Source organism: Cupriavidus basilensis (genome assembly GCF_000832305.1).
Taxonomy (GTDB): Bacteria; Pseudomonadota; Gammaproteobacteria; order Burkholderiales; family Burkholderiaceae; genus Cupriavidus; species Cupriavidus basilensis_F.
This window is the reverse complement of record NZ_CP010537.1, coordinates 2,666,534-2,691,397: the sequence shown is the minus strand read 5'-3', so window position 1 is coordinate 2,691,397 and position 24,864 is coordinate 2,666,534. Positions and strand designations below refer to the sequence as shown.

Sequence of the window (24,864 nt, the reverse complement as noted above, 5' to 3'; positions counted from 1 at the left end):
GGAGTCCCGTATGTCCCTGCTACGTTCCCGTCTTTTCTCCGCCCGCTGGCCGCGTGGCGTCGTCGCGCTGACGCTCGCCGCCGGCATGGCGGCCACCGGCGCGGCCCATGCGGAAGGGAAGATCCGCATCGCCGAGCAGTTCGGCGTGGTCTACCTGCTGCTCAACGTGGCGCGCGACCAGCAACTGATCGAGAAGCACGGCAAGCAGCAGGGCGTGGACGTCAAGGTGGAATGGACCCAGCTCTCCGGCGGCGCCGCCGTCAACGATGCGCTGCTGTCCGGCGCCATCGATATCGCCGGCGCGGGCGTGGGCCCCTTGCTGACGGTGTGGGACCGCACGCACGGCAAGCAGAACGTGAAGGGCGTGGCATCGCTGGGCAACTTCCCTTACTACCTGGTCAGCAACAATCCCAAGGTCAAGACCATCGCCGACTTCACCGACAAGGACCGCATCGCGCTGCCCGCGGTATCGGTATCGGTGCAGTCGCGCGTGCTGCAACTGGCCGCGGCCAAGCAATGGGGCGACAAGGCGTTCAACCGGCTGGACAAGTGGACGGTGGCGGTGCCGCATCCCGATGCGGCTGCGGCCATCATCGCCGGTGGCACCGAGATCAGCGGCCATTTCGGCAACCCGCCGTTCCAGGAGCAGGAGCTGGCCGGCAATCCCAATGCGCGCATCGTGCTGAACTCGTATGACGTGCTGGGCGGCCCCAGCTCGGCCACGGTGCTTTATGCCACCGAGAAGTTCCGCAACGACAACCCCAAGACCTACCGCGCCTTTGTCGATGCGCTGGCCGAGGCGGCCAGGTTCGCCACCGCCAATCCGGAAGCCGCCGCCGACCTGTACATCCGCGTCAACAAGGCCAGGATCGATCGCGCGCTGCTGGTCAAGATCCTGAAGAACCCGCAGGTGCAGTTCAAGGTTGCGCCGCAGAACACCTTTGCGCTGGCCGAATTCATGCACCGGGTGGGTGCCATCCGCAACCAGCCGAAATCCTGGCAGGATTATTTCTTCCAGGATCCGGTCACCGCGCAGGGCAGCTGACATGACCGCGCAACCTTCCCCGCTGCGCGTGGTTTGCGCGCGAGCTGCCCCGGCGCCGCTGTTGCAGGTCGACGGCGTCTCGCTGGAATACCGCACCCCCGAGCGCGTGGTGCGCGCCACCCATCAGGTCAGCTTCGATGTCCATGCGGCTGACCGCTTTGTGCTGCTCGGCCCGTCGGGCTGCGGCAAGTCGACCTTGCTCAAGGCCGTGGCGGGCTTCGTTGCGCCGTGCGAGGGCGAGATCCGGATCGAGGGTGCGCCCGTCAGCGCGCCTGGCCCCGACCGCATCGTGGTGTTCCAGGAGTTTGACCAGTTGCCGCCCTGGAAGACGGTGCGGCAGAACGTGATGTTCCCGCTCATGCAGTCGCGCGGCATGTCGCGCCGCGAGGCATCCGAATGCGCGCTGCATTTCCTCGACAAGGTGGGGCTGGCGAATTTTGCCGATGCCTATCCGCACACCCTGTCGGGCGGCATGAAGCAGCGCGTGGCGATTGCCCGCGCGCTGGCGATGCGCCCCAAGGTGCTGCTGATGGACGAGCCCTTTGCCGCGCTGGATGCGCTCACGCGCCGGCGCATGCAGGAGGAGTTGCTGGCGCTGTGGCACGACGCCGCCTTCACGCTGCTGTTTGTCACGCATTCGATCGAAGAGGCGCTGGTGGTGGGCAGCCGCATCCTGCTGCTGTCGCCGCACCCGGGGCGCGTGCGCGCGGAACTCAACAGCCACCAGTTCGACCTGGCCAGCCAGGGCGGGGCGCAGTTCCAGGCTACCGCGCAACGCATCCACCATCTGCTGTTCGACGAGGCGCCGCACCCGGCGCCGTCGCCGGCGCGCACCGCGCAGGCGCGCTGAGCCCCTGCCAGGATCGACCATGACGAGCACGCACACGAGCACAAACACGAGCACGACATCTTTTTCCGCCACCACGGTGGTCCGCGCCGAATACGAGCGCAAGCTCGATCCCTTCACCGCGCTGCCGGTCGCGCGCGCCTTGCCCTGGCCGCAGCGCCTGTGGCAGCAAGGCTGGCTGCGCAAGACGCTGATCCTGGTGGCGCTGGCCTGCCTGTGGGAACTCATTGCCCGCGTGCAGGACAACGATCTGCTGTTCCCGAGTTTCCTCGCCACCGCAAGGGCTTTCGTCGAGGGCATCGGCAGCGGCGAGTTGCTGGCCAAGGCTGGCATCTCGCTGTCGGTGCTGCTGCAAGGCTATGCCGGCGGCATCGTGCTGGCGTTCGCGCTGACCACGCTGGCGGTGTCCACCGAACTGGGGCGCGACGTGCTGGACACGCTGACAGCCATGTTCAACCCGCTGCCGGCCATCGCGCTGCTGCCGCTGGCACTGCTGTGGTTTGGCCTTGGCAGCAAGAGCCTGGTGTTCGTGCTGATCCATTCGGTGCTGTGGCCGCTGGCGCTCAACACCTATGCGGGCTTTCGCGGGGTGCCGGCCACCTTGCGCATGGCCGGGCGCAACTACGGCCTGCGCGGGCTGCGCTATGTGCTGCTGATCCTGGTGCCCGCCGCGCTGCCGGCCATCCTGTCCGGGCTGAAGATCGGCTGGGCCTTTGCCTGGCGCACGCTGATCGCGGCGGAGCTGGTGTTTGGCGCGTCGTCGGGCAAGGGCGGGCTGGGCTGGTACATCTTCCAGAACCGCAATGAGCTGTACACCGACCGCGTCTTCGCCGGCCTGGCCATGGTGATCCTGATCGGGCTGCTGGTGGAGAACCTGGTGTTCAGGACGCTGGAGCGTGTGACCGTGCGCCGCTGGGGCATGCAGCACTGAGGCTGGCGGCGGCGGGAAATAGTGCTGTTTTCGGCACGCATGTGGCGCGAGGGGAGGCTTCAGGGGTCGACCTGAGGCGGCAGAACCCGCTCGCTCAAGCCCAGGCGCTCCAGCACGCGGCCGGCGGCATTCGCCACGCTGTCGCCATGCGGGGGCATGATCAGGTGCGCGGTCTCGCGATACAGCGGGTCGCGCACCTGGAACAGCGCCTCCAGCGTGGCGCGCGGGTTGGCGACCTGCAACAAAGGGCGGTTGCGGTTGCGCCGCGTGCGGTGCCACAGCTCGGCGGGCGAGGCGCACAGGTAGATCACGCAGCCGCGCGAGCGCAGCATCTCGCGGTTTTCGGGGCGCAGCACGGCACCGCCGCCGGTGGCCATCACGATGCCGCGGCGCTGGCTGAGCTCATCCAGCACACGGCTTTCGCGCTCGCGAAAGCCTTCTTCGCCTTCCAGCTCGAAGATCGTGGGTATCCGCACGCCGCAACGTGCCTCGATTTCGTGGTCGGAATCGAAAAAAGGCAGCCCGAGCCGGCGCGCCACCGTCCTGCCGATGGTGGTCTTGCCGGCGCCCATGAAGCCAACGAAGAAGAGGTTATCGAAATCCAAGTTTGCGTTGAGCCGTTTTCGGCTCCGGATCCGGTCTTCTCTACGGTAGCACGAGATGCGTGGTGATCAAAACGGAGGGCGGTAAAAAGCTCATGCCAGGCCGAGCAGCCGGCGTGCCTCTTGCGGTGTGGCCACGGCGCGGCCGTACTGCGCGCACAACTCAGCCACCCGGCCCACCAGCTGCGCGTTGCTGGCGGCCAGTGTGTCCTTGTCCCAGCGCACATTGTCTTCCAGGCCGGTGCGGCAGTGGCCGCCGAGCTGGAGCGTCCAGTGATTGACCTCCAGCTGGTGCCGGCCGATGCCCGCCGCGGTCCAGGTCGCGCCGGGCAGTACCTTGCCCAGTTGCGCCACCTGGAATTCGAGGATGTCCTTGCGCGCCGGCAGCGCATTCTTGATGCCGAACACAAATTGCACGTGCACCGGTGGCAGCAGCAAGCCCTCCTTGACCAGGTCCGCCGTGTTGTAGAGCATCGCCAAGTCGAAGATCTCGATCTCGGGCTTGATGTGGTAATCGCGCATCGCCTTGGCCAGCGCGCGCACGAAGTCGGGCGGGTTTTCGTAGACGGTGGTGGGGAAGTTGACCGAGCCCGTGGCCAGCGAGGCCATGTCCGGGCGCAGGTCGAGCATGGCGCCGCGCTGCTCCATGGCGCGCCCGCGCCCGCCGGTGGAAAACTGCACGATCATGCCCGGGCAATGCTTGCGGATGCCTTCCTGCAGCTCGGCGAAGCGCACCGGGTCCGAGCTGGAATTGCCGGCATCGTCGCGCACGTGCAGATGCACCAGCGTGGCGCCTGCCTCGAAGCTCTGGTGCGTGCTCTCGATCTGCTCGGCCACCGAGATCGGAATGGCGGGGTTGTCTTTCTTGCGGGGCACGGAGCCGGTGATGGCGACCGAGATGATGCAGGGATCTTGCATGTGAGGCTCCAATGTGAGGATCCAATCAGGAATGACGCTGCCGGCTTCAGGCCGGACGGGCCTGGCGGTTGCGGCTGGCCAGCGCTTGCGCGGCCATGCGCAGCGAGGCGTTGGCCGCGCCGAAGCCAAGGTAGCCATCGCGCTGCACCAGCTCGAAGAAGAAACGGTCGTGGAAGGGCTCGGTGTATGCGTGGAGGAATTCACCACCGGCGTCCCTGTCGTATAGCAACTGGTGTTGCCTCAGGTGTTCCAGCGCGGCATCGTCCAGCCCGAGCCGGGCGCCGACATCGTCGTAGTAGTTGTCCGGCACGTGGAGCATGGCGGCCTCGGCGGGCACGGCCTGGTCCAGCGTCGCGCACAGATCCGGCGTACGGAATGCGATGTGGTGGATGCCCGAGCCCGCGTAGGCGGTGATGAACCTGCCGGTTGCGGTGCGGCTGCTCTCCGAGACATTGAGCGGAATCCGCAGGCTCTGCTCCGCGCTGACCATGGCGCGGCTCTTGACCAGTCCATAGGGATCGGCGATTTCGTGCAGCGCCTGCGCCTGCAGGCCGAACACCGTCTTGTAGAACAGCACGAAGCTGTCGAGCCTGTGCGGCGGCAGGGCCTGGGCGATATGGTCGATGGCCATCAGCCCCGCGCCCGCGCTGTCGGCGCCGCCGGGTTCCAGCACGAAGTCGCTTTCGTAGATGCTGCGGTCCGAGCCCTGTTCGTCGATCAGGTAGAACAACATGCCGTCGGGCGCGCGCAATGCCGGAATGCTGCGCTCGTGCGGGCCGATGCGCTCGCGCCATTCCTTGCACAGCAGGGCACGGGCACGCGTGACGGCGCGTTGGGCATCGTCCACCTTCAGGCCCAGCGCACACACGGAGGGGCCGTGCAGCTGGAAGTGCTCGGCCGCGGCGCTGTCCTGCTCGGCATTGAGGATGATGTTGACGCCGCCCTGCCGGTACAACTCCACCGCCTTGGAGCGGTGGCGGCCCGCATGGCCAAAGCCCAGCGAGCGCAGGCGCGCGCCCAGCTCGCGCCCGGTCACGTAGTCCACCGCGAACTCCAGGAAGTCCACGCCGCCGAAGCGCGGCGGCGCCGGCAGGGGCGGGCCGCCCGCCTCGGACTCGAGCCAGATCAGCGAGCGCAGCCCGTCGAGCGCGGTCAGGCGCGCGGGTGCCGCACGGAATTCGTCGTTGAAGATCTCCAGCGAAAGCGGTCCGCGATAGCCCGCGCCCATTGCCGCGCGCGCAAACTCGGTGACGGCCAGATCGCCCTGCCCGGGGAAATTGCGGTAATGCCGGCTCCACGACAGCACGTCCATGCTCATCCGCGGCGCGTCCGCCAGTTGCATGAAGAAGATCTTTTCCGCTGGCACTTCGCCGATGCCTTCGAGCGTGTCGCCAAGCGCGAGCGTGTGAAAGCTATCCAGCACCAGGCCCAGCGCGGGGTGGTCGGCCTGCCGCACGATTTCCCACGCCTGGCGCCAGCGCCGGGTGTGGCGGCCCCAGGCCAGCGCCTCGTAGGCTACCGACAGCCCGCGTTTCGCCGCGGCCTCGGCCATGGCGCGCAGGTCGGCTGCCGCGCGCGCGGGATCGTCGATGGCGATCTCCTGCACATTGCTGCAGACCAGCACCATGCGCGCACCGAGCTCTTCCATTACGTCGAACTTGCGCTCGGCCCGCGCCATGTTGCGCTCGCGGATCGCATCCGGCATGGCCTCGAAATCGCGGAAGGGCTGGTACAGCATGATGGCCAGGCCTAGGTCGGCCGCGATGCGGCGCACGTCGGCTGGCGAGCCGTCGAAATTCAGCAGGTCGTTCTCGAAGATCTCGACCCCATCGAAGCCGGCCGCGGCGGCGGCCTCGAGTTTTTCAGGGAGCGTCCCGGAGAGCGATACGGTGGCGATCGATTTCGGGTGGCGCCAGATTGTGGTGTCCATGTCAGATCCTGCGTGCTTCGTGTAGGGCAAGATTAGGACTGATCGTAGGTGGCAACAAGCGCAATTCGCGCGTGAACGTGCGACAATCGCGCGTATGCGAGCGACTGGCGCTCGGGATTAGGGTTTCCGCTATGGATAAAGAACCATTGAGCCGTCGGGACTGGATTGCCGGGCTGGAGAAGGGCCTGGCCATCCTGGAGGCATTCGATAACGACCACCCGCGCCTGACCCCCACGCAGGCGGCCCAGCTCACCGGTCTCACGCGCACCGCGGCGCGGCGTTACCTGCTGACCCTGGAGCATCTGGGCTACACCACCAGCGATGGCACCTTGTTCAGCCTCACCCCGCGCGTGCTCAAGGTCGGGTGGTCGTACTTCGACTCCGCCCGCCTGCCGCGCACCGTGCAGCCCTTCTTGCAGCAGATCACCGCCGCCGTTGGCGAGCCGGCTTACCTGAGCGTGCTGGACGACTGGGAGCTGGTATTCATCTGCCGCACTGGCACCAGCCGGGTGATGAACACAGGCTTCGTGCTAGGCGCGCGCGTGCCCGCGCCGCTGGCTTCGTCCGGCCTGATGATGCTGGCGTCCGAGCCGGAGGAGAAGGTCAAGGCCTGGCTGGAAGGCTGCGTGCTCACGCCTTACACGCCGCACACCATCCTGCAGCAGGACCGGCTGATGGCGGAAATCCGCCGTGCCGGCGCGCAGGGCTATGCCCTGGTCGAGCAGCAGTTGCAGATCGGCGTGCGGGGGGTGGCGGTGCCGCTGCGGGACCGCCACGGCAAGGTGATTGCCGCGTTGAGCGTGAATATGCAGATCGGGGACGAGAGCGCGGAGCAGGCGCTGGAGCGGGTGTTGCGGGTGCTGCAGGATACGGCGATCTCGATCATGCGGGTGTTGTGAGACTCGCCGCGCCCGGCAAGCCTGTCAGGGGAGCGCGTGAAATGCGCCGAGCAAGAAGAGCAATGCGCTCAGCGTGAAGAAGGAAGCGATGGTTGTGATCAGCAAGGTCACAGCGCTGAAATCTTCCTGCCCGTAGGCCTGGCCCAGGGTGGCGTAGATGCCCATCATGGGCATGGCCGCCATCAGCACGGCCGCTGCGCGAAGCGAGCGGTCGATCCCGGGCAGCCCGAGCATCGGCAGCATCGTGATCGCCAGCAATACGCACAACGGATGCAGCACCAGCTTGCCCACGACAATGGGCACGATCCGCGAGCCGAGCCCGCCCATGGGCAGTCCGACCAGCGTGCCGCCAATGACAAACAGGGAGAGCGCACTGCAGGCGGTTGCCAGCGTATCGATGGTACGCGTGAGCGGCGCGGGCAACGTCAAGCCAAACACCGACACCGCCAGCCCCGCGAGCAGGCCAAGGATCAGCGGGTTGCGGATCAGCCGGGCCAGTGCTTTGCCTAACGCTTGCCAGCGGCCCGCGCCGCCCTGTTTGCGCTCCGCCATGAAGAGCAGGAAAGGAATCACCAGCAGGTTTTCCACCATCATGTTGAGCGCGAGCGAAACGCCCGCCACCGGCGCCAGCGTCAACAGGAGGATGGGATAGCCGACGAACCCGCTGTTCGAACACGACATGCCCATCGCATAGAATGCGCTGGCGGACGGATTCAGCCGGCCGACGCGCCGGCACCAGGCATAACCCAGGCCGATCACCGCCCACGATCCGATGCAATAGGCAAGCAGGTAGCCGACGTTGAAAATCTCGCCAACCTGGCGTTGCGACAGCGCGCGCAATAGCAGCGCCGGCAATGCCAGGTTGATCACGAACTTCCCGAACACGCGCATGTCGGCCTTGGCAAACAGCCCGGCGCGGGTCGTCGCGAAGCCGATCAGGATGAGGATGTAGATCGGCGCGATGATCGCCAGGATGTTGAGCATGCGAGTCTTGTCGGTGTTCTTGTCGGTATGCTTGCCGGCTTGTCTGCTTGCCAGTTCATGTCCGGCTACGCGCCTCAGAACTTATGGCGCAGGCCGGCCATGAAGCCCAGCCGGGTCGTGTTGCCGAACATATTGCCGCTGTTGTTGAAGGCTGGCGAGCTGTTCAGCGGGATCCAGGCGCCGCTCAGGTGGGTGTAGTCCACTGCCACATAGACGTCCGTGCGCTTGCTGAAGTTGTAGTCCAGCATGCCCGCGGTGGTCATGCGCTTGCCGCTCTCGCCGGCATGCTTGAGCCAGTCGTACTGGAAGGTGCCGATAAAGCTGAAAGCCTCGGTGATATTCACGCGCGTGCCGATATAGCCCACGTTGTTGCGGTAGTCGGCCACATCCAGGCGGTTGTTGGTATAGCCCAGGTAATACTGCGCGCGCGACGCCTTCCAGGTACCTCCCAGGCCCCACACGGTTTGCTTGCTGGCCTGCGCGGCCGGCACGGCGCCGAAGAAGGCGGAGGAGACATCGTGCGTGACCTGGTAGACAGCGCCAACCTCGATGGGCCCGGTGCTGTAGACCAGCGAGCCGGCACTGGCGTTGCTGGCCTTGATGCTGCCCGCGACCTCGCCGAAGGTATAGGCTGCCGCCGCCTGCAGCCCGCCGAACGACTTGATGTACTTGATGGTGTTGTCGTAGCGCAGGCCGGTGTAGTTGCCGCCCTGGTAGCCGACGATGGAGTTGTTGGCGAAGGCCATGGCCTCGTAGGAGGACAGGATTTCGTGGGCGAGCGTGTATTGCCGGCCCAGCGCAAGCTTGCCGTAATCGCCGTCCAGGCCGATCACCGCGGTGCGCCCGAACAGGCGGCCGCCTTGCTGGCTGCTGCCGGTATCCGGGCTGAAACCCGATTCGAGGATGTAAAAGGCCTTCAGGTTGTTGCCGAGATCTTCGGTGCCGCGCAGGCCCCAGCGGCTGCCGGTGAGTTCGCCATCGGTCATCTCCCACTTGCTGTTGCCGGCGGCGTTCGCGTGGGTGGAATAGCGGATGGTGGTGTCGACGAGACCATACAGGGTGACGCCGGATTGCTGGGCGAATGCGGGCAGGGCGGCGCTCCCGAGAACGAGCAGGGCGGCGGCTTTCTTGTTCATGTCGATACTCCTCCAGATACTTTTCATGTGGATATCAATATTGATATTGATTTTTTTAAGACGTGGGTTTGGTAATTCGATTTGATTCGATCGCGCTGTTGCGTTTCGGCGTTTTCGCGGAAGCGGGCCCCCTTGGGCGCGTGCGATCGCACCGGCATCAGGTGAAAGGAGCGTGATGGGCCGTGATATCGCCGATATCGCCAACAAGTGCATATCGGTCACGGGCGACGGAGGTGGAACCTGGCCTCAGAGAGCGCTGGTCCGCGCCGGACCGGCCGCTCTGTGCTCCCTGGCCAGGCTGTGGTGCGCTCAGGCGGCCGCCCGGACCACCTTTGCCTCGCCCATGGCCTCGGCGCGCAGCCGGTCGTAGTCCTGCTTGTCCATGGGAACAGCGTTGGGCTCGCCGAGTTCGCTCATGCGGATGCGGTGGGTTTCGCGGGCGCTCAGGGCGGCCAGGGCTGCAACGATCGTCACGGCGAAGGTAATCGCGCCGATCGTCAGCGGGATATTGGCCGATCCCGGAGGTGCCACGGTGGCGAACAGCGCGGGAAGCAAGGCGGTGACGGCGGTGCCGATATTCTGCGCGATGGCCATGGCCGACACGCGCGAGCGTGTCGGGAACAACTCGGGGAAGAAGCTCGGGAAAATCGCGTTGTAGCCCTGGTAGACGATGCCCCACATCAGCAGCGATGCCACGATGGCAAGCGGCACGTTATGGATGCTGATGGCGTAGAGATAGAGGAAGGAAAGCAACCCCGAGCTAAGCGCGCCAATGACGATCGGCGGCTTGCGGCCGATCTTGTCGGACAGGTTGCCGACAATTGGAATGACCACCACCGCGAGGATATTGCCTGCCACCGGAATCCACAGGTATAGGCTCTTGTCGAAGCCGACACCGTACGCCGGCTGTACCGCATAGGCCGCACCGAAGATCGTGGCTACCACCGGGATCACGTTCATCAGGGCCATGCACACCACGCGGATCATGTCGGGCCAGCTGAACTTGAAGGCTTCGATGATGGGCGAACGCACCACTTCGCCGGCCTTGGCTTCCTTGGCAAACGCCGGGGTCTCGGAGACTTCGCGGCGGATGACGAAGCCTGCCACCAGCACGACGGCGCTCAGCAGGAAGGGAATGCGCCAGCCCCAGGCATTGAACGCGTCCGACGGCATGTAGTAGGCAAGCGGCAGGAAGACCGCGGCGGCCAGGATCTGGCCGGCCTGCACGCCCTGGAGCGTGAAGCTGGCGTAGTAGCCGCGGCGCCCGAACGGCGCATGCTCCAGGATCATCGAGCTGGCGCCGGAGATTTCACCGGCGACCGCGAAGCCCTGGATCAGGCGAAGGATAACCAGGAGCACCGGGGCGAGCATGCCAACCTGGCTGTAGGTCGGCAGCAGGCCGACTGCCACGGTCGAGAAGCCCATCAGGAACATGCACAGCACCAGTACGTTCTTGCGCCCGTGGGTGTCGCCCCAGTGGCCCAGGAAGAGGGCGCCGATGGGCCGGGCGATATAGCCGACACCGTAGGTTGCCAGCGAAGCAACGATGGCGACCTTGGGATTGCCCGAGGGGAAGAAAATCTGGGGGAAGATCAGCGACGCCGCGGTCGCATAGATGAAGAAGTCGTAGTACTCGAGTGCCGAGCCGATCCAGCCGCTCGCGGTCGCCTTCTTGGTCTGGCGCTTGCCGTGCAGGTCACGGTCATTGAGGGTAGTAGCCAATTTCGTCTCCAGTCATTGTTGGCTGGAAATTAAGCGATCCCTTGATCGTCGACAAGGCGAATTCTCACAATTGGCGCGCTATTCGCGCAGACTGCGCGATACGCGCGCAAAAGCCGGGTTTCTACCAGCGGGATGACACCTCCAATCCGTTGCAAAGAGAGGTCGGAACGCGTTGATGTCCGTTCGCTCCCATTCCCCGCGTGGCGCACGCTACTCCACTTCGGATTCCAGGGTGGTTGCCAGTGCGTGCGGTCCTTGCGTTAGCTGCGCTTTGAGGAAATCGATGCAGGCCCGCATCTTGGCCGCGCCCGAGGCGCGCGCGGTGGTCACCGCCCATACGTCGGCCGGCTGGTGGTACGCGGGCAGCACGCGCACCAGCGCGCCGCTGCGGATGCTGCTGGCCACGTCCCATATCGAGGCCATGATGATGCCGTAGCCTTCGTGTGCCCATTGGCGCACGATATCGCTGTGGTTGGAGGCCATGGGCCCCGTGATCTTGACGGTTTCCATGCCGTTGGGCCCGGCCATGCGCCATACCCCGAAGCGCTGGTCGCGGTCGCGAAAGGGCAGGCAGTCGTGCCGTGCCAGTTCCGCGAGAGTCCGGGGCTGGCCGTGCCGGGCCAGGTAGGCGGGCGCGGCGCACAGGATGCGGCTGCCCGGGGCGATCTTGTGGGCAATCAGGTGGGGTTCCTGGACTTCGCCCACGCGAATGTCGAGGTCGAAGTTCTCGGCGATCAGGTCGACGCGGCGGTCCAGCAGTTCCAGCCAGACTTCGAGCGCGGGATGGCGCTGGCGCAGCAGGGACAGCGCCGGGCAGAGGTGGTCGCGCCCGAGCCGCAAGCTGGTGCTGATGCGCAGCAGGCCCCGTGGCCCTGCACTTGCGCCGCCAACCGCTTCCAGCATGCCCTCGACGTCATCCAGGATCTTCTGCGCCCATAGGAAGGCCGCTTCACCGTCGGCGGTCACGCTGACACGGCGCGTGGTGCGGTGGAACAATTTGACGCCGAGCATGGCCTCGAGAGTGGCGATGCGCTTGCTCACATGCGCGGCGGACAGGCCCATCTCGTTGGCGCCGGCGATAAAACTGGCGCGCCGGGCCACGGTGCAGAACAGGCGTAGATCCCGGAGGAAGGGGTCATTGTTCGCCAATGGGACATTGTGAGTTTCCATGACGCCTGATTATCGTATCGACGTATAACAGTACGCTGTGCTGATGGCCCCTGTCCAGGCGGCCGGATGCGGGGCTCACCCCGCGCTCATCCCTCACCAGCACAGCACATGACAAAGCTCAGAATCGGCATTGCCGGCGCCGGCCTGATTGGCCGCCGCCATATGGAACTGGTGCAGGCCAGCCCGGCCTGCGAGCTGGCCGCCATTGCCGACCCCGCAGCGGAAGCGGCCGAGGTGGCGCGCGCTACGGGCGTGCCCTTGTACGCTTCGCTAGATGCACTCCTTGCAGCGCAACGGCTCGATGGCGTGATCCTCGCCACGCCAAACAAGCTGCATGTGGCAGACGCGCTGGCCTGCTTGCGCGCGGGCGTTGCGGCGCTGATTGAAAAGCCCGTGGCGCACAGCCTGGAGGAGGGCATGCGCCTGCGCCGGGCAGCCGAGGCGGCCAATGCAAAGCTGCTGGTCGGCCATCACCGCGCGCACAGCCCGCTGCTGGCCCGTGCACGCGAAATCGTGCAGCAAGGCGTGCTGGGCACGCCCGTGGCGGTGGTTGGCACGGCGATGTTCTGCAAGCCCGATGACTACTTCGCGGCGGCGCCGTGGCGCCGCCAGAGCGGCGGTGGGCCGATCCTGATCAACATGATTCACGAGATCGGCAACCTGCGGGCCTTGTGCGGCGAGATCGTGGCTGTGCAGGCAATGGCGTCGAACGCCGCGCGGCAGTTTCCGGTCGAGGACACGGTGGCGGTCAACCTGCGCTTTGCCAACGGCGCGCTCGGCACGTTCATGTTGTCCGATAGCGCGGCTTCGGCGCGCAGCTGGGAGCAGACTTCGCGGGAGAACGCGGACTATGCCAGCTATCCGGACGAGGATTGCTATGTGATCGCCGGCACGCGCGGCTCGCTCGCGGTGCCGACCATGCGGCTCAAGATCTATGCGCACGACCAGGACCGCTCGTGGTTCAAGCCCTTCCAGGCCAGCGTGGTCGAGCTCACGCGCGAGGACCCGCTCGCGCGCCAGCTCGCGCATTTCTGCGATGTGATCCGCGGCGCTGCCGCGCCGCTTGTCACCGTGCATGACGGGCTGCAGAATCTGCGCGTGACCGAAGCCATCGCCGAAGCTGCGCGCAGCGGGCGCATTGTCGAGACGGTGGACGCCTGAGCCGGGCGTCTTCCAGCCAGCGGCAACCGGCCGGCAGCAATCAACCTGACCCATCAGTGAAAAACAGAGGAACCACCATGAAATCCGTACTCGTCCTGAACGGGCCCAACCTGAACCTGCTGGGCACGCGCGAGCCGCAGATCTATGGCTCGGCCACGCTAGCCGATGTCGAGGCCAGCCTGCGCCAGCAGGCCGGCCATCTGGGTTTGTCCCTGGCCTGCTTCCAGAGCAACCATGAGGGCGCCATCGTCGATCGCATCCACGCAGCGCGCACCGAAGGCGTCAGCTTTATCCTGATCAATCCGGGCGCCTTCACCCATACCAGCGTGGCGATCCGCGATGCGTTTGCCGGGGTCGCCATCCCCTTCGTCGAGGTGCATATCTCGAATGTCCACAAGCGCGAGGCGTTCCGCCATCACTCCTACCTGTCGGATATCGCGGAGGCGGTGATGGCGGGCTTCGGCATCCAGGGGTACGGGCTGGCGTTGCAGTTCATCGCCGCAAAACTGGCGGGCGCGCCGGCCAAATAACGCGTTGCTTGTTCGACAGCAAGACAGCGGTGTTCAATAAGCGATCCTGGCAACGGCGCGCAGTTCCTCGGCTGTCGCCGTGCCAAAACCAAAGAATTCAAGATAGGCGGGAATCATCTCGAACAGCATGTCGGTGCCCACCTGGACCTGGCAGCCGCGCTCCAGCGCCGCGCGCAGCAAAGGCGTGTACTCCGTCTTCATCACCACCTCGCCCACCCAGGCTTGCGGGTCGATGCGGCTGACGTCGAAGGGCAGGGGATCGTCCTCGTTCATGCCCAGTGGCGTGGCGTTGACCACCAGCTGGTAGCCGGCAGGATCGTTCGAGCCCGTGCCGACCTGCAATTGCGGGTAGTGCGCCTGCAGCCGCGCGGCCAGTGCCTGCGCCGAGGCGTCGCGCGCATCGAACAGGCCTAGCCGCGCCACGCCGGCGCCGGCCAGCGAAGCGGCAATGGCCGAGCCCACGCCGCCGCAGCCGGACACCAGCACGCTGGCGCCCTCCAGCTGGCAGCCTTTGCGCTGGATGCCGCGCACGAAGCCCGCGCCATCGAACTGATCGCCGAGCAAGGTGCCGTCGTCGCGCAGCAGTACCGCGTTGCAGGCGCCCGCGATGCGGGCCGTCGGCGTAAGCGCGTCCACCAGTTCCATGGTGGAAACCTTGTGCGGCATGGTGATGAGCGCGCCGCGCAGGTTGGTCAGCCGGAACAGCGTGCGCAAGCCATCGGCGAAGTGCTCGGCTTTCAGGCCCATGGGCACCACGACGGCATTGATGCCGCGCTGCGCGAACCAGGGGTTGTAGATCATCGGCGCCTTGAAGGACTCAGTGGGGTAGCCGATATGCGCGATGAGGGTGGTCTTGCCGTCGATCATGGTGGTGTCCGTGTTGCCTGTTACTTGTTACTTGCTGCTTATTGCGGTTTGTTCCGCAAGGCGGAAGAGAGGTGGGTAGCACAAGCTTAAGGGGTGAAATGAGGCAAACCAAGAGGTGCAATGCGCACTATGCGCGATAGGCGGACGTATGTGCGCGCTTATGGGGCGGAATTCGGGTTTGCCCCGGTGGATGAGACCATTTTGCGGGGATGGCATCGAAGCTAAGGGTTTACCCATAATTGGTGCGTTCATCGCGCGCTGGCGCACGAATAGCGCGACAGGCCGGGGCGCTCCCATTGTTGGCGCGCGGGGCGCCGGCTACGCTTCGGCTGCCGCCGGCCGACCCCGGCACGGCGCCAAGGCGGCACGGCACTCGGGCTAGAGCGAAGCGATGGCCCTTGCTATGATGGCTAACACCCGCAGCCACCACGGACCACATAAAAAGGAGCAGACATGAGCCGACCGGCAGACGTTTTTTCGCCGCGCGCCGACGATTTCCAGCCTTGGGAGAACCCGCTGGGCATCATGGGTTATGAGTTCGTCGAATTTGCGTCCCCCGATCCCGCGGCGCTTGGGCGCACCTTCGAGCGTTTCGGCTTTCATGCCATTGCCCAGCACCGGCACAAGAACGTGAAGCTGTTCCGCCAGGGCGAGATGAATTTCATCGTTGACGCGGAGCCGGATTCCTTCGCCACCCGCTATGCCTCCGAATACGGCCTCTCGATCTGCGCGGTCGGCATCCGCGTCAACGATGCCGCCACGGCATTCGCGCGCGCGGTCGATGCCGGCGCATGGCCGTTCGAGGCCGGCACGGTCGGCCCGATGGAGCTGAATATCCCGGCCATCCAGGGCATTGGCCGCTCCATCATCTACTTTATCGACCGCTGGCGCGGCAAGGAGGGGCGGCCCGGCGACGTGGGCGACATCTCCATCTACGACGTGGATTTCCGCGCGCTGGCGCATGCCGCCACGGATACCGCCGCCACTACCGCTGGCGCCGGCCTGGCCCGCGTGGATCACGTGACGCAGGCGGTCGACCCCGGGCATCTGGAAGAGTGGCTCGATTTCTATCGCAAGGTGCTGGGCTTTCGCGAGATCCATGAGGTCAATGCCGGCTGGCATGTCGCGAGCGATTCCCGCGTGCTGCTCTCGCCCTGCGGCCTGATCCGCATCCCGATCTATGAGAAAGGCACGCAGCGCCACGACCAGATGGAGCACTACCTGTCAGGGCATCACGGCGAAGGCATCCAGCACATCGCGCTGGCGACTGACGACCTGGTGGCCAGCGCCGCCGCCCTGGCGCGCAACGGCGTGCGCTTTGTCGAGCCGCCCGCGGCCTACTACGACACTGTCGATGCGCGCGTGCCGGGCCACGGGCTGGATCTGGCGGCCTTGCGGCGCTACGGCATCCTGGTGGACGGCGCGCTGCGCGCCGACGGCACGCGCGAGGCCTTCCTGCAAGCCTTTGCCCGCCGCGAGGCCGGCGAGTTCTTCTTCGAAATCGTCCAGCGCGACAACTACCATGGCTTCGGCGAGGGCAACCTGCCCGCGCTGGAGGCCGCCATGGGCTCCGCCTCTACGCCCAACGCCCCGGCTTGAGGGCCCGGATGGCAGCCGGCCCGCCTTGACGGCGCGGACCGGCTCGCGGATAGTGCGGTGCGCGGCATCCGCGTGGCCATTTCCCGTGGTTCCCGCGGTTCGTGATTCTCGCTTTGCCTGCCCATTCCTGGCCGCGCAGCCGCGGCCCTTGCGCCAGCCGTCGACATGACTTTTTGCTCGCTTCGTGCCACCTCCGCGGATTCCCGACGTATCGCCAGGCGGATGCTGGCGCCGGCCCTGGCGCTTTGCCTCGGCTTGCCCGCCTGCTCGCGGCATGAGGCCCCGCCCGCGGCGGCTGGCGCTTCGTCCGCGCAGGCCGCGCTGGCCTCTGCCGCGGTGGCGCAGGCCGACACCCTCAAGCGCGAGGCCTTGATCCTGTTGGCCTTTCCCGCCTGGCGCGACGACGACAAAGGCCGCGTGGTGCGCGCCGCGTTGCCGGACCCGGACTACAAGGGCACGGGCGAGGCGCCGCTGGTGGACGGCACCATCGATGTCAAGCCGATCCAGGTGATCCGGCTGGACGACACCCATGCGGTGATGCTGACCGAGGGCATGGTGGTGGATGAAGGCGGCACGCGCAACAATAGCCACGCGGCGGGTGCCTGGCTGGGCGCGTACTTCTTTACGCGCGATGCCACGGCCAGTGGCGAAAGCCCCGGCGGCTGGCAGCTCAGCCGGCGTGTTGATGGCTACGACTTCTCAGGCGGGCAAGGCTCGCTCGGCGAGTCGTCGGTCGCGAAGATATCGGCCACGGACTTTGCGCTCACCCTGACCTGGGGCAGTTGCTGGCAAGGCTATTGCGGCAGCTGGGCGTCGTTCTATCGCCTGGCGCCGGGGCAGATCTCCACCCTGCTGGGCGGCGTGGCCATGAGCGCGGAGAATTCCGGCGCGCTCGAGCCATGCGACGAGGCGCTGTCAGGCAAGTCCGACGTGCTCGCGCAACGCGGCACGGATAGCCAGGACGCCGGCGAGCAGGTCTGCTATGCGGTGGAGGGCAAACCGGCATTTGCCCTTGGCGCGGACACGCCGGGTGACCTGACCGTGGCGTTCCGGGGCCAGGAGGTCAAACTACCGGGAGGCGCGGCCAAGCCGCGGCGCAAATCGCTGGATGCGGTGGTGCGCTATCGCTTCCAGGACGGCAAGTACCAGGTAAGCCAGGGCGAGAACCCGGTGCCTTCGTTCTAGTTCCACTTCCACCACTTCCACCACTTCCAGGGCCGCTGCGGCAACGGGCTGGCTCCGGAAGTGCCTGTCCAACGCACGAGAGACAGACGCACCCATGACCGACATCCACCACGCCGCTGCCCAGGGCTTTTCCAGCCAGGCCGATACCTACGCCCGCGGGCGCCCCGACTATCCGAGCGCGCTTGGCGCCTGGCTGACGACGGAGCTCGGCCTGCAGCCCGGCAAGACCGTGCTGGACCTGGGCGCCGGCACCGGCAAGTTCAGCCGCCTGCTGCTGGCCACCGGCGCCAGCGTGATCGCGGTGGAACCCGTGGCGGCGATGCGCGCCCAGCTAAGCGCCGCCGTGCCCGCCGTGCAGGCGCTGGCGGGCACGGCCGAGGCCATCCCGCTGCCCGACGCCAGCGTCGACGCGGTGGTCTGCGCGCAGGCGTTCCACTGGTTTGCCAACGCCGCGGCCATGGCCGAGATCGGCCGTGTGCTGCGCCCGGGCGGCAAGCTCGGCCTGGTGTGGAACGTGCGCGATGAGTCGGTCGACTGGGTGGCGCAGCTGACCGCCATCATGACCCCGTTCGAGGGCGACGCGCCGCGCTTCTACAAGGGTGACTGGAAAAAGGTGTTCCCGGCCAGCGGCTTCGGCGAGCTGGGGCTGGCCAGCCTGCCTTACGAGCACGTTGGTCCCGCGCAGCAGGTGATCGTGGACCGGGTGATGTCGGTCAGCTTCATTGCCGCGCTGCCGGCCGCGGAGCAGGACGCGGTGCGCGCCCGGCTGCTGGCCGTGATCGACGCCAGCCCGGCGCTGGCCGGCAAGGCCAGCGTGGCGTTTCCCTACCGGACCGAAGCGTATAGCTGCCAGCGGCTGGCCTGACGGACCCGCCGCGGACCCGCAGTGGGCACACATCGGGCACGCTACGGCGCGGCCGCCAGGCCCGGCGCGTTCGCGCTGTAGCCGAGCGGCGTGTCCGAGGGGCGGGGCGTGTCGCCCGCACGCTCGATCCAGCCACCGCCGAGGAACTGGTAGAGATCGACCAGGTTGGTCAGCCGTTGCAGCCGGGCGTTGATCAGCAGCAGTTGCGCGCTGTAGAGGTCGTTCTGCGCGGTCAGCACGCTCAGGTAGCTGTCCACCCCGTTGCGAAAGCGCAGGTCCGACAGCACCAGCCGCCGTTCTTGCGAGCCGGTGAAGCGCTCAAGCGCCTTGATCTGGTTGTCGAAGGTGCCGCGCGCCGCCAGGCCATCGGACACCTCCCGAAAGGCGGTCTGGATGGCCTTCTCGTAGGTGGCGATCTCGATGCGCTTCTGTACCTGCGCCAGGTCCAGCGCGGCAATGTTCTGGCCGCCCTGGAAGATCGGCAAGGTGATCTGCGGCGCGAACGACCAGGCGGCGGAGCCCGGCTTGAACAAGCCGCCCAGCGTGGGCGACAGCGTGCCCGCGCTGCCGGTGAGCGTCACCCGCGGGAAAAACGCCGCGCGCGCCGCGCCGATGTTGGCGTTGGCCGCCCGCAGCGATTGCTCCGCGGCGGCGATGTCCGGGCGCCGGGTCAGCAGGTCGGAGGGCAAGCCCGCCGGGATGTCGGCCAGCAAGGCCTGGCTGTTGAGCGGCAGGCCAGGCGGCAAGTCATCCGGTAGCGGCTCGCCCACCAGCAGCACCAGCGCATTCTCGGACTGCGCGCGCAACCGGCTTTCCGTCTCCAGGTTGGCGCGCGCCTGCTCGACCACGCCTTCGGCCTGGCGCAGGGCCAGCTCCGAGCCCGCGCCGACGTCAAACTGGAGGCTGGTGATGCGTAAAGACTCCTCGGCCGTCACCAGCGTGCCGCGCGTGACGGCCAGCGCGTCGTCGTAGCTGAGCACGGTGAGGTATTGGTTCGCCACCGACGACAGCAAGGCCAGCTCCGCCGCCCTGCGGCTCTCCGCCAGCGACAAGAACTGCGCGAGGGCCTGGTCGTTCAGGCTGCGGATGCGGCCGAAGAAGTCGATTTCCCACGATGCGCTGAGCCCGACTGAATACTCGCCGGAGACGGTCTTGCCAAGGGTGGACAGGTTCCGCGGCGTGCGCGCGCGGCTTTGCGAGGCCACCGCGTTGACGGCCGGGAACAGGCCGGCGCGGCTGATCTGGTACTGCGCGCGCGCCGCCTCCATGTTCAGCACCGACACGCGCAGGTCGCGGTTGTTCTTGAGCGCGAGTTCCAGCAAGCGCTGCAGGCGCGCATCGGCAAAGAAGTCCCGCCAGCCGATCTCCGGGGCCGGCGTGCTGGCCGTGGCGCTGGCGGCGCCCGGCTGGGTGCCGTAGACGCCGCCGGCCGGGAAGGCGGGGGCAACGGGGGCGGCGGGGCGCTCATAGCGCGGCTGGAGCGTGCAGCCGGCGGCCAGGATGGCGGTGGCGCCGGCGATCAGTGCGAGTCTGGGCATCTCAATGTCCTTGGCCAGGCGTGCCGGCGCTGCCATTGCTGCCATTGCTGCCATCGTCATTGCCGCCGCCCGCGTGGCCGGACGGGACGGGCGCAGGTGGCGACCCGGGCTTGTGCCTGGTCTTGCTGAACTTGCCGATCACGACGAAGAACATCGGGATCATGAAGATCGCGAGGAAGGTGGCGGTCAGCATCCCGCCGATCACGCCGGTGCCGATCGCATGCTGGCTGCCGGAGCCAGCGCCATTGCTGAGCGCCAGCGGCAGCACGCCAAGGATGAAGGCCAGCGATGTCATCAGGATCGGGCGCAAGCGCAGGCGTGCCGCCTCCACCGCCGCGTCGACGTTGCTCATGCCCTGGTCGCGCAGGTCGCGGGCGAACTCCACGATCAGGATGGCGTTCTTCGCCGACAGCCCCACCGTGGTCAGCAGGCCGACCTGGAAGAAGACGTCGTTCTCCAGCCCGCGCAGGGTGGCGGCCAGCAGCGCGCCCAGAATCCCCAGCGGCACCACCATGATCACCGAGAACGGGATCGACCAGCTCTCATACAGCGCGGCCAGGCAAAGGAAGACGACGAGGATCGAGATGCCATAGAGCAGTGGCGCCTGCGAGCCGGACTGGCGCTCCTGGTACGACAAGCCGGTCCATTCGTAGCCGATACCGTCGGGCAGCTTCTGCGCGATGGCTTCCATGGCGTTCATCGCCTGGCCGGTCGATTTACCGGCCGCCGCCGAGCCCTGGATCTCGACCGCCGGGATGCCGTTGAAGCGCTCGAGCTTGGGGGACCCGAAGATCCACGCCCCCGAGCCGAAGGCGCCGAACGGCACCATCGTGCCAGCCGCATTGCGCACGTACCAGGCGTTCAGGTCCTCCGGGTTCATGCGGAACCTTGGTTCGCCCTGCACGTAGACTTTCTTGATCCGGTTGTCGGTATCGAGGAAGTTGTTCACGTATAGCGACGCCCAGGCGGTCGAGAAGGTCTGGTCGATGTCGGCGGCGCTGACGCCCAGCGCGTTGGCCTTTTCGCGGTCGATGTCGACCTTGAACTGCGGCGTGTCGTTCAGGCCGTTCGGGCGCACCTGTGCCAGCAGCGCGTCCTTGGCCGCCATGCCGAGCAGCATGTTGCGCGCCTGCATCAGCTTTTCGTGGCCCAAGCCGGCACGGTCCTGCAACTCGAAGTCGAAGCCTGCGGCCGTGCCGAGTTCCGGAATGGAAGGGGGGTTCAACGGGAACACGTTGGCGTCCTTGTATCCCGCAAAGTGCCCGAAAATCCGCCTGACCAAAGCGGGTGCTTTCAGGTTGGCGGACTCCCGCTGGGAGAAGTCCTTGAGCCGCACGAACACCAGGCCCGAGTTCTGGCCGCGGCCTGCAAAGCTGAAGCCGTTAACCGTCAGCACCGCTTCCACGGATTCCTTCTCGCTGTTGAGCAGGTACTCCTGCACATCCAGCAGCACCTTGGCGGTGCGCTCCTGCGTGGAACCCACGGGCGCCTGCACCAGCACAAACATGGTGCCCTGGTCCTCTTCGGGCAGGAAGGCTTTCGGCAGCCGCACGAACAGCAAGCCCACTACCAGAATGACCATCAGGTAGATGATCAGCCAGCGCCCCGAGCGCCGGATCACATGCTCCACGCCGCCGTGGTACTTTTTCTGGCTCCTGGCGAAGGTGCGGTTGAACCAGCCGAAGAAGCCGGTCTTTTCATCGTGGTGGCCTTTCGGGATCGGCTCAAGCATGGTCGCGCACAGCGCTGGCGTCAGGATCAGGGCCACCAGTACGGACAGCACCATGGCGGCAACGATGGTCAGCGAAAACTGCCGGTAGATCGCCCCCACCGAGCCGCCGGAGAATGCCACCGGCACGAACACTGCCGACAGCACCAGCGCCACGCCCACCAGCGCGCCGGTGATCTGCTCCATGGCCTTGCGCGTGGCGTCGCGCGGCGACAAGCCTTCCTCGGCCATGACCCGCTCGACGTTTTCCACCACCACGATCGCATCGTCCACCAGCAGGCCGATGGCCAGCACCATGCCGAACATTGACAGGGTGTTGATCGAGAAGCCAACCACCGACATCACCGCGAAGGTGCCCAGCAGCACCACGGGCACCGCGATGGTCGGGATCAGCGTGGCGCGCAGGTTCTGCAGGAACAGGTACATCACCAGGAACACCAGCACGATGCCCTCGATCAGCGTCTTGATCACTTCCTCGATCGACAGCGTGATGAACGGCGTGATGTCGTACGGATACTCCACCACCACGCCTTGCGGTGCATAGCGCTGCAGGTCGGCCATCTTGGCGCGCACCGCCTTGGCCGTGGCCAGCGCGTTGGCGCCGGTGGCGAGCTGGATGCCGAAGGCCGCGGTCGGCTGGCCGTTGTACTTGGTGTCGAAGTTATAGTTCTCGCCGCCCAGCTCGATGCGCGCCACATCCCTCAGGCGCACCTGCGAGCCGTCGGTATTGACCTTGAGCAGGATATTGCCGAACTGCGCGGGGGTTTGCAGCAGCGTGGCCTCGGTGATGGTGGCTTGCAGCATCTGGCCCGGCACCGACGGCGTGCCGCCCAGGCTGCCGCCAGCGACCTGCACGTTCTGCGCGGCCACCGCGCTCTTGACGTCGATCGGGGTCAGGCTGTAGTTGTTCAGCTTGCTCGCGTCGAGCCAGATCCGCATGGCGTACTGCGAGCCGAACAGCGTTACCGTGCCGACGCCGTCGATCCGGCTGACCGGGTCCAGCACCTTCGACGCCACGTAGTTCGCCAGGTCGTAGCGGCCCATGCTGCCGTCCTTGGACACGAAGGCGAGGATCAGCAAGAAGCTGCTGCTCGATTTGGTGACCTTGGTGCCCAGCTGCTGCACGGCCTGTGGCAGCAGCGGGGTGGCGAGCTGCAGCTTGTTCTGCACCTGGACCTGCGCAATGTCCGGGTTGGTGCCGGCCGCGAAGGTCAGCGTGATGGTGGCGGTGCCGGAATCGTCGCTGGTCGACGACAGGTACAGCAGGTGGTCCAGGCCGCTCATCTGCTGCTCGATCACCTGCGTGACGGTGTCTTCGACGGTCTTGGCGGAAGCGCCGGGGTAGGTGGCGCTGATCTGCACGGCCGGCGGGGCAATCGTGGGGTACTGGGCAATGGGCAGCGTGGTGGTCGCGGCGAGGCCGGCCAGCATCAGGATGATCGCGATCACCCACGCAAAAATTGGCCGGTCGATAAAGAACTTTGCCATGGAGCTGGCTCCCGGTTATTGCGCGGCCGATGCTGCCGATGCCGCGGAAGGCGCCGATGCCGCTGGCGCGCCGGCGCCAGGCATGGCCTGCGCGCCGGAGGCCGGCTGCGCCGGCGCCTGGGCTTCGACCGGCTTGACCGTCATGCCCGGTTTGGCTTTTTCCACGCCGTTGACGATCACGCGATCGCCCGGCTGCAGGCCGCCGTCCACCACCCAGCCGCTGCCGTAGGTGCCGGTGGTGACGATCTGGCGTTGCGTCACCTTGTTGTCCTGGCCGACGACCAGTGCCACGGCCTGCCCCTTCGCGTCATGCGTGACGCCGATCTGGGGCACGACGATGGCCTTGTCGTTGACGCCCTGGTCGATGCGCGCGCGCACGAACATGCCGGGCAGCAGCACGCGATCCTTGTTCGGGAAGATCGCACGCACCGTCACGGAACCCGTGCTCTGGTCCACGCTCACGTCGGTGAACTGGAGCTGGCCGGGCTGCGGATAGGCGCGTCCGTCTTCCAGCAACAGCGTGACCTTGGCGGCATTGGCGCCGGTGGTCTGCAGGCGGCCCTCCTGAATCTGGCGGCGCAGCCGCAGCCCCTCGACGCTCGATTGCGTCAGGTTGACGTAGACCGGGTCCAGTTGCTGGACCGTGGTCAGCAGCGTGGCCTGGCTGGCCTGCACATAGGCGCCCGGCGTGACCTGCGACAAGCCGCTGCGCCCGGTGATGGGGGACACGACATCGGTGTAGCCCAGGTTGATCTGCGCGGTTTCCACCCCTGCCTTGCCCGATGCCACGTCGGCCACGGCCTGGCCCAGCGCGGCCACGGCGTTGTCGTAGTCCTGCTTGCTCACGGCGTTGGCCGCCACCAGGATCTTGTAGCGCTGGACCAGTGCGTTTTGCGTGCCCACGTTGGCTTGTGCTTTCGCCAGCACGGCCTTGGCATTGTTGAGCGCCGCAATGTAGGGCGTCGGGTCGATCTTGTAGAGGCGCTGGCCCAGCTTGACCTCATCGCCCTCGGTGAACTCGCGGCGCAGCACGATGCCGTCGACCCGCGCGCGCACCTGCGCGACCAGGAAGGCGCTGGTGCGGCCCGGCAGCTCGGAGGTGACGGGCACGGTGGCTGGCTTGACGGTGACGACGCCGACCTCCAGCGTCTGCGGCGGTGGCGCGGCGGGCTTCTGTCCGCATGCAGCAAGAATTACGGCAACCGTCGCGGCACTGATATGGCGAAAGGGAACCCGCTCGATGCGCATGAAGGGACCTCGGAATCGGTGGAAGTGGACGGAAAGCAAAGACACGCGCACGCGCTGGCCATCCGGCATGGACAGGGGCAGCCGCGACACGGCATGGTGATCGACGCCGCGCGCCGGCAACGGCTGTGCCGGCTGTCGCCTGGGCGGTGAGCAACTGCCGCCCCGGCCTTGCCTGCCGATGGGCGGTTGTCGTGGATCCGGTTATGGACAGACGCGGCGATCGGGGCGCCTGCGATGGCTGCAAGCCTCGCGCGGCGTGCGGGAGAGGCCGCGAAAGCCTGGATGCCTGACCTTGCCATGCCGGGTGGCAGGACGAAGACGAAGAGGGTGGAAGAAGATGATTTCCGCAAACTGGATGCGAGCCCGTATCAGTGCACTCACCCCAGCCATTGCGCGATCACTCCATCGTGTCGTTGCACGCTGTGGCCTTTCCAGCACCGCCACAGCCGGGCGAAATGGTGCATCACACC

The 24,864-nt window shown here is 66.6% G+C and carries 20 protein-coding genes; 9 read left to right on the top strand and 11 right to left on the bottom strand.

Annotated features, from left to right (window positions below):
• Nucleotides 1-10: 10 nt before the first annotated feature.
• From RR42_RS32510 to RR42_RS32500, 3 genes are read left to right on the top strand one after another with little or no spacing between them, the layout of a single operon-like run.
• A complete protein-coding gene (locus tag RR42_RS32510; protein ID WP_043356041.1) occupies nt 11-1,045 on the top strand; it encodes an ABC transporter substrate-binding protein in 1,035 nt (344 codons plus the stop codon).
• Between the two features lies 1 nt (nt 1,046).
• Entirely contained in the window at nt 1,047-1,895 is an 849-nt protein-coding gene (locus RR42_RS32505; protein WP_043356040.1) for an ABC transporter ATP-binding protein, read from the top strand.
• A gap of 19 nt (nt 1,896-1,914) precedes the next feature.
• On the top strand, nt 1,915-2,823 hold the full coding sequence (locus tag RR42_RS32500) for an ABC transporter permease (protein WP_052495123.1): 909 nt from the start codon (nt 1,915-1,917) through the stop codon (nt 2,821-2,823).
• 59 nt (nt 2,824-2,882) lie between these two features.
• On the opposite strand, the gene RR42_RS32495 is transcribed toward RR42_RS32500, so the two are convergent.
• From RR42_RS32495 to RR42_RS32485, 3 genes are all read right to left on the bottom strand, one after another.
• Entirely contained in the window at nt 2,883-3,428 is a 546-nt protein-coding gene (locus RR42_RS32495; protein ID WP_144410008.1) for a shikimate kinase, read from the bottom strand.
• Between the two features lie 90 nt (nt 3,429-3,518).
• Nucleotides 3,519-4,343: a 3-keto-5-aminohexanoate cleavage protein gene (locus tag RR42_RS32490; RefSeq protein WP_043356039.1), complete on the bottom strand. Its 825-nt coding sequence runs from the start codon at nt 4,341-4,343 to the stop codon at nt 3,519-3,521.
• Nucleotides 4,344-4,389: 46 nt separating this feature from the next.
• Nucleotides 4,390-6,273 (bottom strand): bifunctional sugar phosphate isomerase/epimerase/4-hydroxyphenylpyruvate dioxygenase family protein, encoded by a 1,884-nt coding sequence (locus RR42_RS32485; RefSeq protein ID WP_043356037.1) that lies wholly within the window; start codon nt 6,271-6,273, stop codon nt 4,390-4,392.
• A 131-nt stretch (nt 6,274-6,404) separates the two neighbouring features.
• Here RR42_RS32485 and RR42_RS32480 point away from each other — a divergent pair, with 131 nt between their 5' ends.
• Entirely contained in the window at nt 6,405-7,172 is a 768-nt protein-coding gene (locus RR42_RS32480) for an IclR family transcriptional regulator domain-containing protein (RefSeq protein WP_043356035.1), read from the top strand.
• 24 nt (nt 7,173-7,196) lie between these two features.
• On the opposite strand, the gene RR42_RS32475 is transcribed toward RR42_RS32480, so the two are convergent.
• The 4 genes from RR42_RS32475 to RR42_RS32460 form a co-directional block, all read right to left on the bottom strand.
• A complete protein-coding gene (locus tag RR42_RS32475; protein WP_043356033.1) occupies nt 7,197-8,156 on the bottom strand; it encodes an AEC family transporter in 960 nt (319 codons plus the stop codon).
• Nucleotides 8,157-8,230: 74 nt separating this feature from the next.
• Complete coding sequence (locus RR42_RS32470) at nt 8,231-9,292, bottom strand: porin (protein WP_043356031.1); 1,062 nt, start codon at nt 9,290-9,292, stop codon at nt 8,231-8,233.
• Nucleotides 9,293-9,601: 309 nt separating this feature from the next.
• A complete protein-coding gene (locus RR42_RS32465; RefSeq protein ID WP_043356029.1) occupies nt 9,602-11,014 on the bottom strand; it encodes an MFS transporter in 1,413 nt (470 codons plus the stop codon).
• 210 nt (nt 11,015-11,224) lie between these two features.
• A complete protein-coding gene (locus RR42_RS32460) occupies nt 11,225-12,184 on the bottom strand; it encodes a LysR family transcriptional regulator (protein WP_043356027.1) in 960 nt (319 codons plus the stop codon).
• Nucleotides 12,185-12,292: 108 nt separating this feature from the next.
• On the opposite strand from RR42_RS32460, the gene RR42_RS32455 reads away from it, so the two are divergent.
• Nucleotides 12,293-13,345, top strand: coding sequence for a Gfo/Idh/MocA family protein (locus RR42_RS32455; protein ID WP_043356026.1), 1,053 nt, complete (start codon nt 12,293-12,295; stop codon nt 13,343-13,345).
• Nucleotides 13,346-13,422: 77 nt separating this feature from the next.
• Complete coding sequence (aroQ, locus tag RR42_RS32450) at nt 13,423-13,875, top strand: type II 3-dehydroquinate dehydratase (protein ID WP_043356023.1); 453 nt, start codon at nt 13,423-13,425, stop codon at nt 13,873-13,875.
• A 33-nt stretch (nt 13,876-13,908) separates the two neighbouring features.
• On the opposite strand, the gene RR42_RS32445 is transcribed toward aroQ, so the two are convergent.
• Nucleotides 13,909-14,742 carry a shikimate dehydrogenase family protein gene (locus tag RR42_RS32445; RefSeq protein WP_043356022.1) on the bottom strand — a complete coding sequence of 278 codons (834 nt, stop codon included), beginning with the start codon at nt 14,740-14,742 and terminating at the stop codon, nt 13,909-13,911.
• Between the two features lie 453 nt (nt 14,743-15,195).
• Between RR42_RS32445 and RR42_RS32440 the strand changes: the two genes are divergently transcribed.
• The 3 genes from RR42_RS32440 to RR42_RS32430 all read left to right on the top strand — a co-directional run bounded on the left by RR42_RS32440 (nt 15,196) and on the right by RR42_RS32430 (nt 18,391).
• On the top strand, nt 15,196-16,341 hold the full coding sequence (locus RR42_RS32440; RefSeq protein WP_082055181.1) for a 4-hydroxyphenylpyruvate dioxygenase family protein: 1,146 nt from the start codon (nt 15,196-15,198) through the stop codon (nt 16,339-16,341).
• 165 nt (nt 16,342-16,506) lie between these two features.
• Nucleotides 16,507-17,526 (top strand): hypothetical protein, encoded by a 1,020-nt coding sequence (locus tag RR42_RS32435; RefSeq protein ID WP_144410007.1) that lies wholly within the window; start codon nt 16,507-16,509, stop codon nt 17,524-17,526.
• 94 nt (nt 17,527-17,620) lie between these two features.
• Nucleotides 17,621-18,391 carry a class I SAM-dependent methyltransferase gene (locus tag RR42_RS32430; protein WP_043356018.1) on the top strand — a complete coding sequence of 257 codons (771 nt, stop codon included), beginning with the start codon at nt 17,621-17,623 and terminating at the stop codon, nt 18,389-18,391.
• Between the two features lie 41 nt (nt 18,392-18,432).
• Here RR42_RS32430 and RR42_RS32425 read toward each other — a convergent pair whose 3' ends face one another.
• The 3 genes from RR42_RS32425 to RR42_RS32415 are packed head-to-tail and all read right to left on the bottom strand — an operon-like array spanning nt 18,433 to nt 24,394.
• Nucleotides 18,433-19,929: an efflux transporter outer membrane subunit gene (locus RR42_RS32425; protein WP_043358315.1), complete on the bottom strand. Its 1,497-nt coding sequence runs from the start codon at nt 19,927-19,929 to the stop codon at nt 18,433-18,435.
• 1 nt (nt 19,930) lies between these two features.
• Nucleotides 19,931-23,146 (bottom strand): efflux RND transporter permease subunit, encoded by a 3,216-nt coding sequence (locus RR42_RS32420; protein ID WP_043356016.1) that lies wholly within the window; start codon nt 23,144-23,146, stop codon nt 19,931-19,933.
• 15 nt (nt 23,147-23,161) lie between these two features.
• Nucleotides 23,162-24,394: an efflux RND transporter periplasmic adaptor subunit gene (locus tag RR42_RS32415; protein WP_043358314.1), complete on the bottom strand. Its 1,233-nt coding sequence runs from the start codon at nt 24,392-24,394 to the stop codon at nt 23,162-23,164.
• Between the last annotated feature and the right edge of the window lie 470 nt (nt 24,395-24,864).

Bases quoted from the DNA above. Each gene is read 5' to 3' on its own strand.
- RR42_RS32480 (WP_043356035.1), top strand. From the start codon at position 6,405: ATGGATAAAGAACCATTGAGCCGTCGGGACTGGATTGCCGGGCTGGAG.
- RR42_RS32470 (WP_043356031.1), bottom strand. From the start codon at position 9,292: ATGAACAAGAAAGCCGCCGCCCTGCTCGTTCTCGGGAGCGCCGCCCTG.
- RR42_RS32485 (WP_043356037.1), bottom strand. From the start codon at position 6,273: ATGGACACCACAATCTGGCGCCACCCGAAATCGATCGCCACCGTATCG.
- RR42_RS32420 (WP_043356016.1), bottom strand. From the start codon at position 23,146: ATGGCAAAGTTCTTTATCGACCGGCCAATTTTTGCGTGGGTGATCGCG.
- RR42_RS32445 (WP_043356022.1), bottom strand. From the start codon at position 14,742: ATGATCGACGGCAAGACCACCCTCATCGCGCATATCGGCTACCCCACT.
- RR42_RS32430 (WP_043356018.1), top strand. From the start codon at position 17,621: ATGACCGACATCCACCACGCCGCTGCCCAGGGCTTTTCCAGCCAGGCC.
- RR42_RS32460 (WP_043356027.1), bottom strand. From the start codon at position 12,184: ATGGAAACTCACAATGTCCCATTGGCGAACAATGACCCCTTCCTCCGG.
- RR42_RS32425 (WP_043358315.1), bottom strand. From the start codon at position 19,929: ATGCCCAGACTCGCACTGATCGCCGGCGCCACCGCCATCCTGGCCGCC.
- RR42_RS32455 (WP_043356026.1), top strand. From the start codon at position 12,293: ATGACAAAGCTCAGAATCGGCATTGCCGGCGCCGGCCTGATTGGCCGC.
- RR42_RS32440 (WP_082055181.1), top strand. From the start codon at position 15,196: ATGAGCCGACCGGCAGACGTTTTTTCGCCGCGCGCCGACGATTTCCAG.
- RR42_RS32475 (WP_043356033.1), bottom strand. From the start codon at position 8,156: ATGCTCAACATCCTGGCGATCATCGCGCCGATCTACATCCTCATCCTG.
- RR42_RS32505 (WP_043356040.1), top strand. From the start codon at position 1,047: ATGACCGCGCAACCTTCCCCGCTGCGCGTGGTTTGCGCGCGAGCTGCC.
- RR42_RS32435 (WP_144410007.1), top strand. From the start codon at position 16,507: ATGACTTTTTGCTCGCTTCGTGCCACCTCCGCGGATTCCCGACGTATC.
- aroQ (WP_043356023.1), top strand. From the start codon at position 13,423: ATGAAATCCGTACTCGTCCTGAACGGGCCCAACCTGAACCTGCTGGGC.
- RR42_RS32490 (WP_043356039.1), bottom strand. From the start codon at position 4,343: ATGCAAGATCCCTGCATCATCTCGGTCGCCATCACCGGCTCCGTGCCC.
- RR42_RS32510 (WP_043356041.1), top strand. From the start codon at position 11: ATGTCCCTGCTACGTTCCCGTCTTTTCTCCGCCCGCTGGCCGCGTGGC.
- RR42_RS32500 (WP_052495123.1), top strand. From the start codon at position 1,915: ATGACGAGCACGCACACGAGCACAAACACGAGCACGACATCTTTTTCC.
- RR42_RS32415 (WP_043358314.1), bottom strand. From the start codon at position 24,394: ATGCGCATCGAGCGGGTTCCCTTTCGCCATATCAGTGCCGCGACGGTT.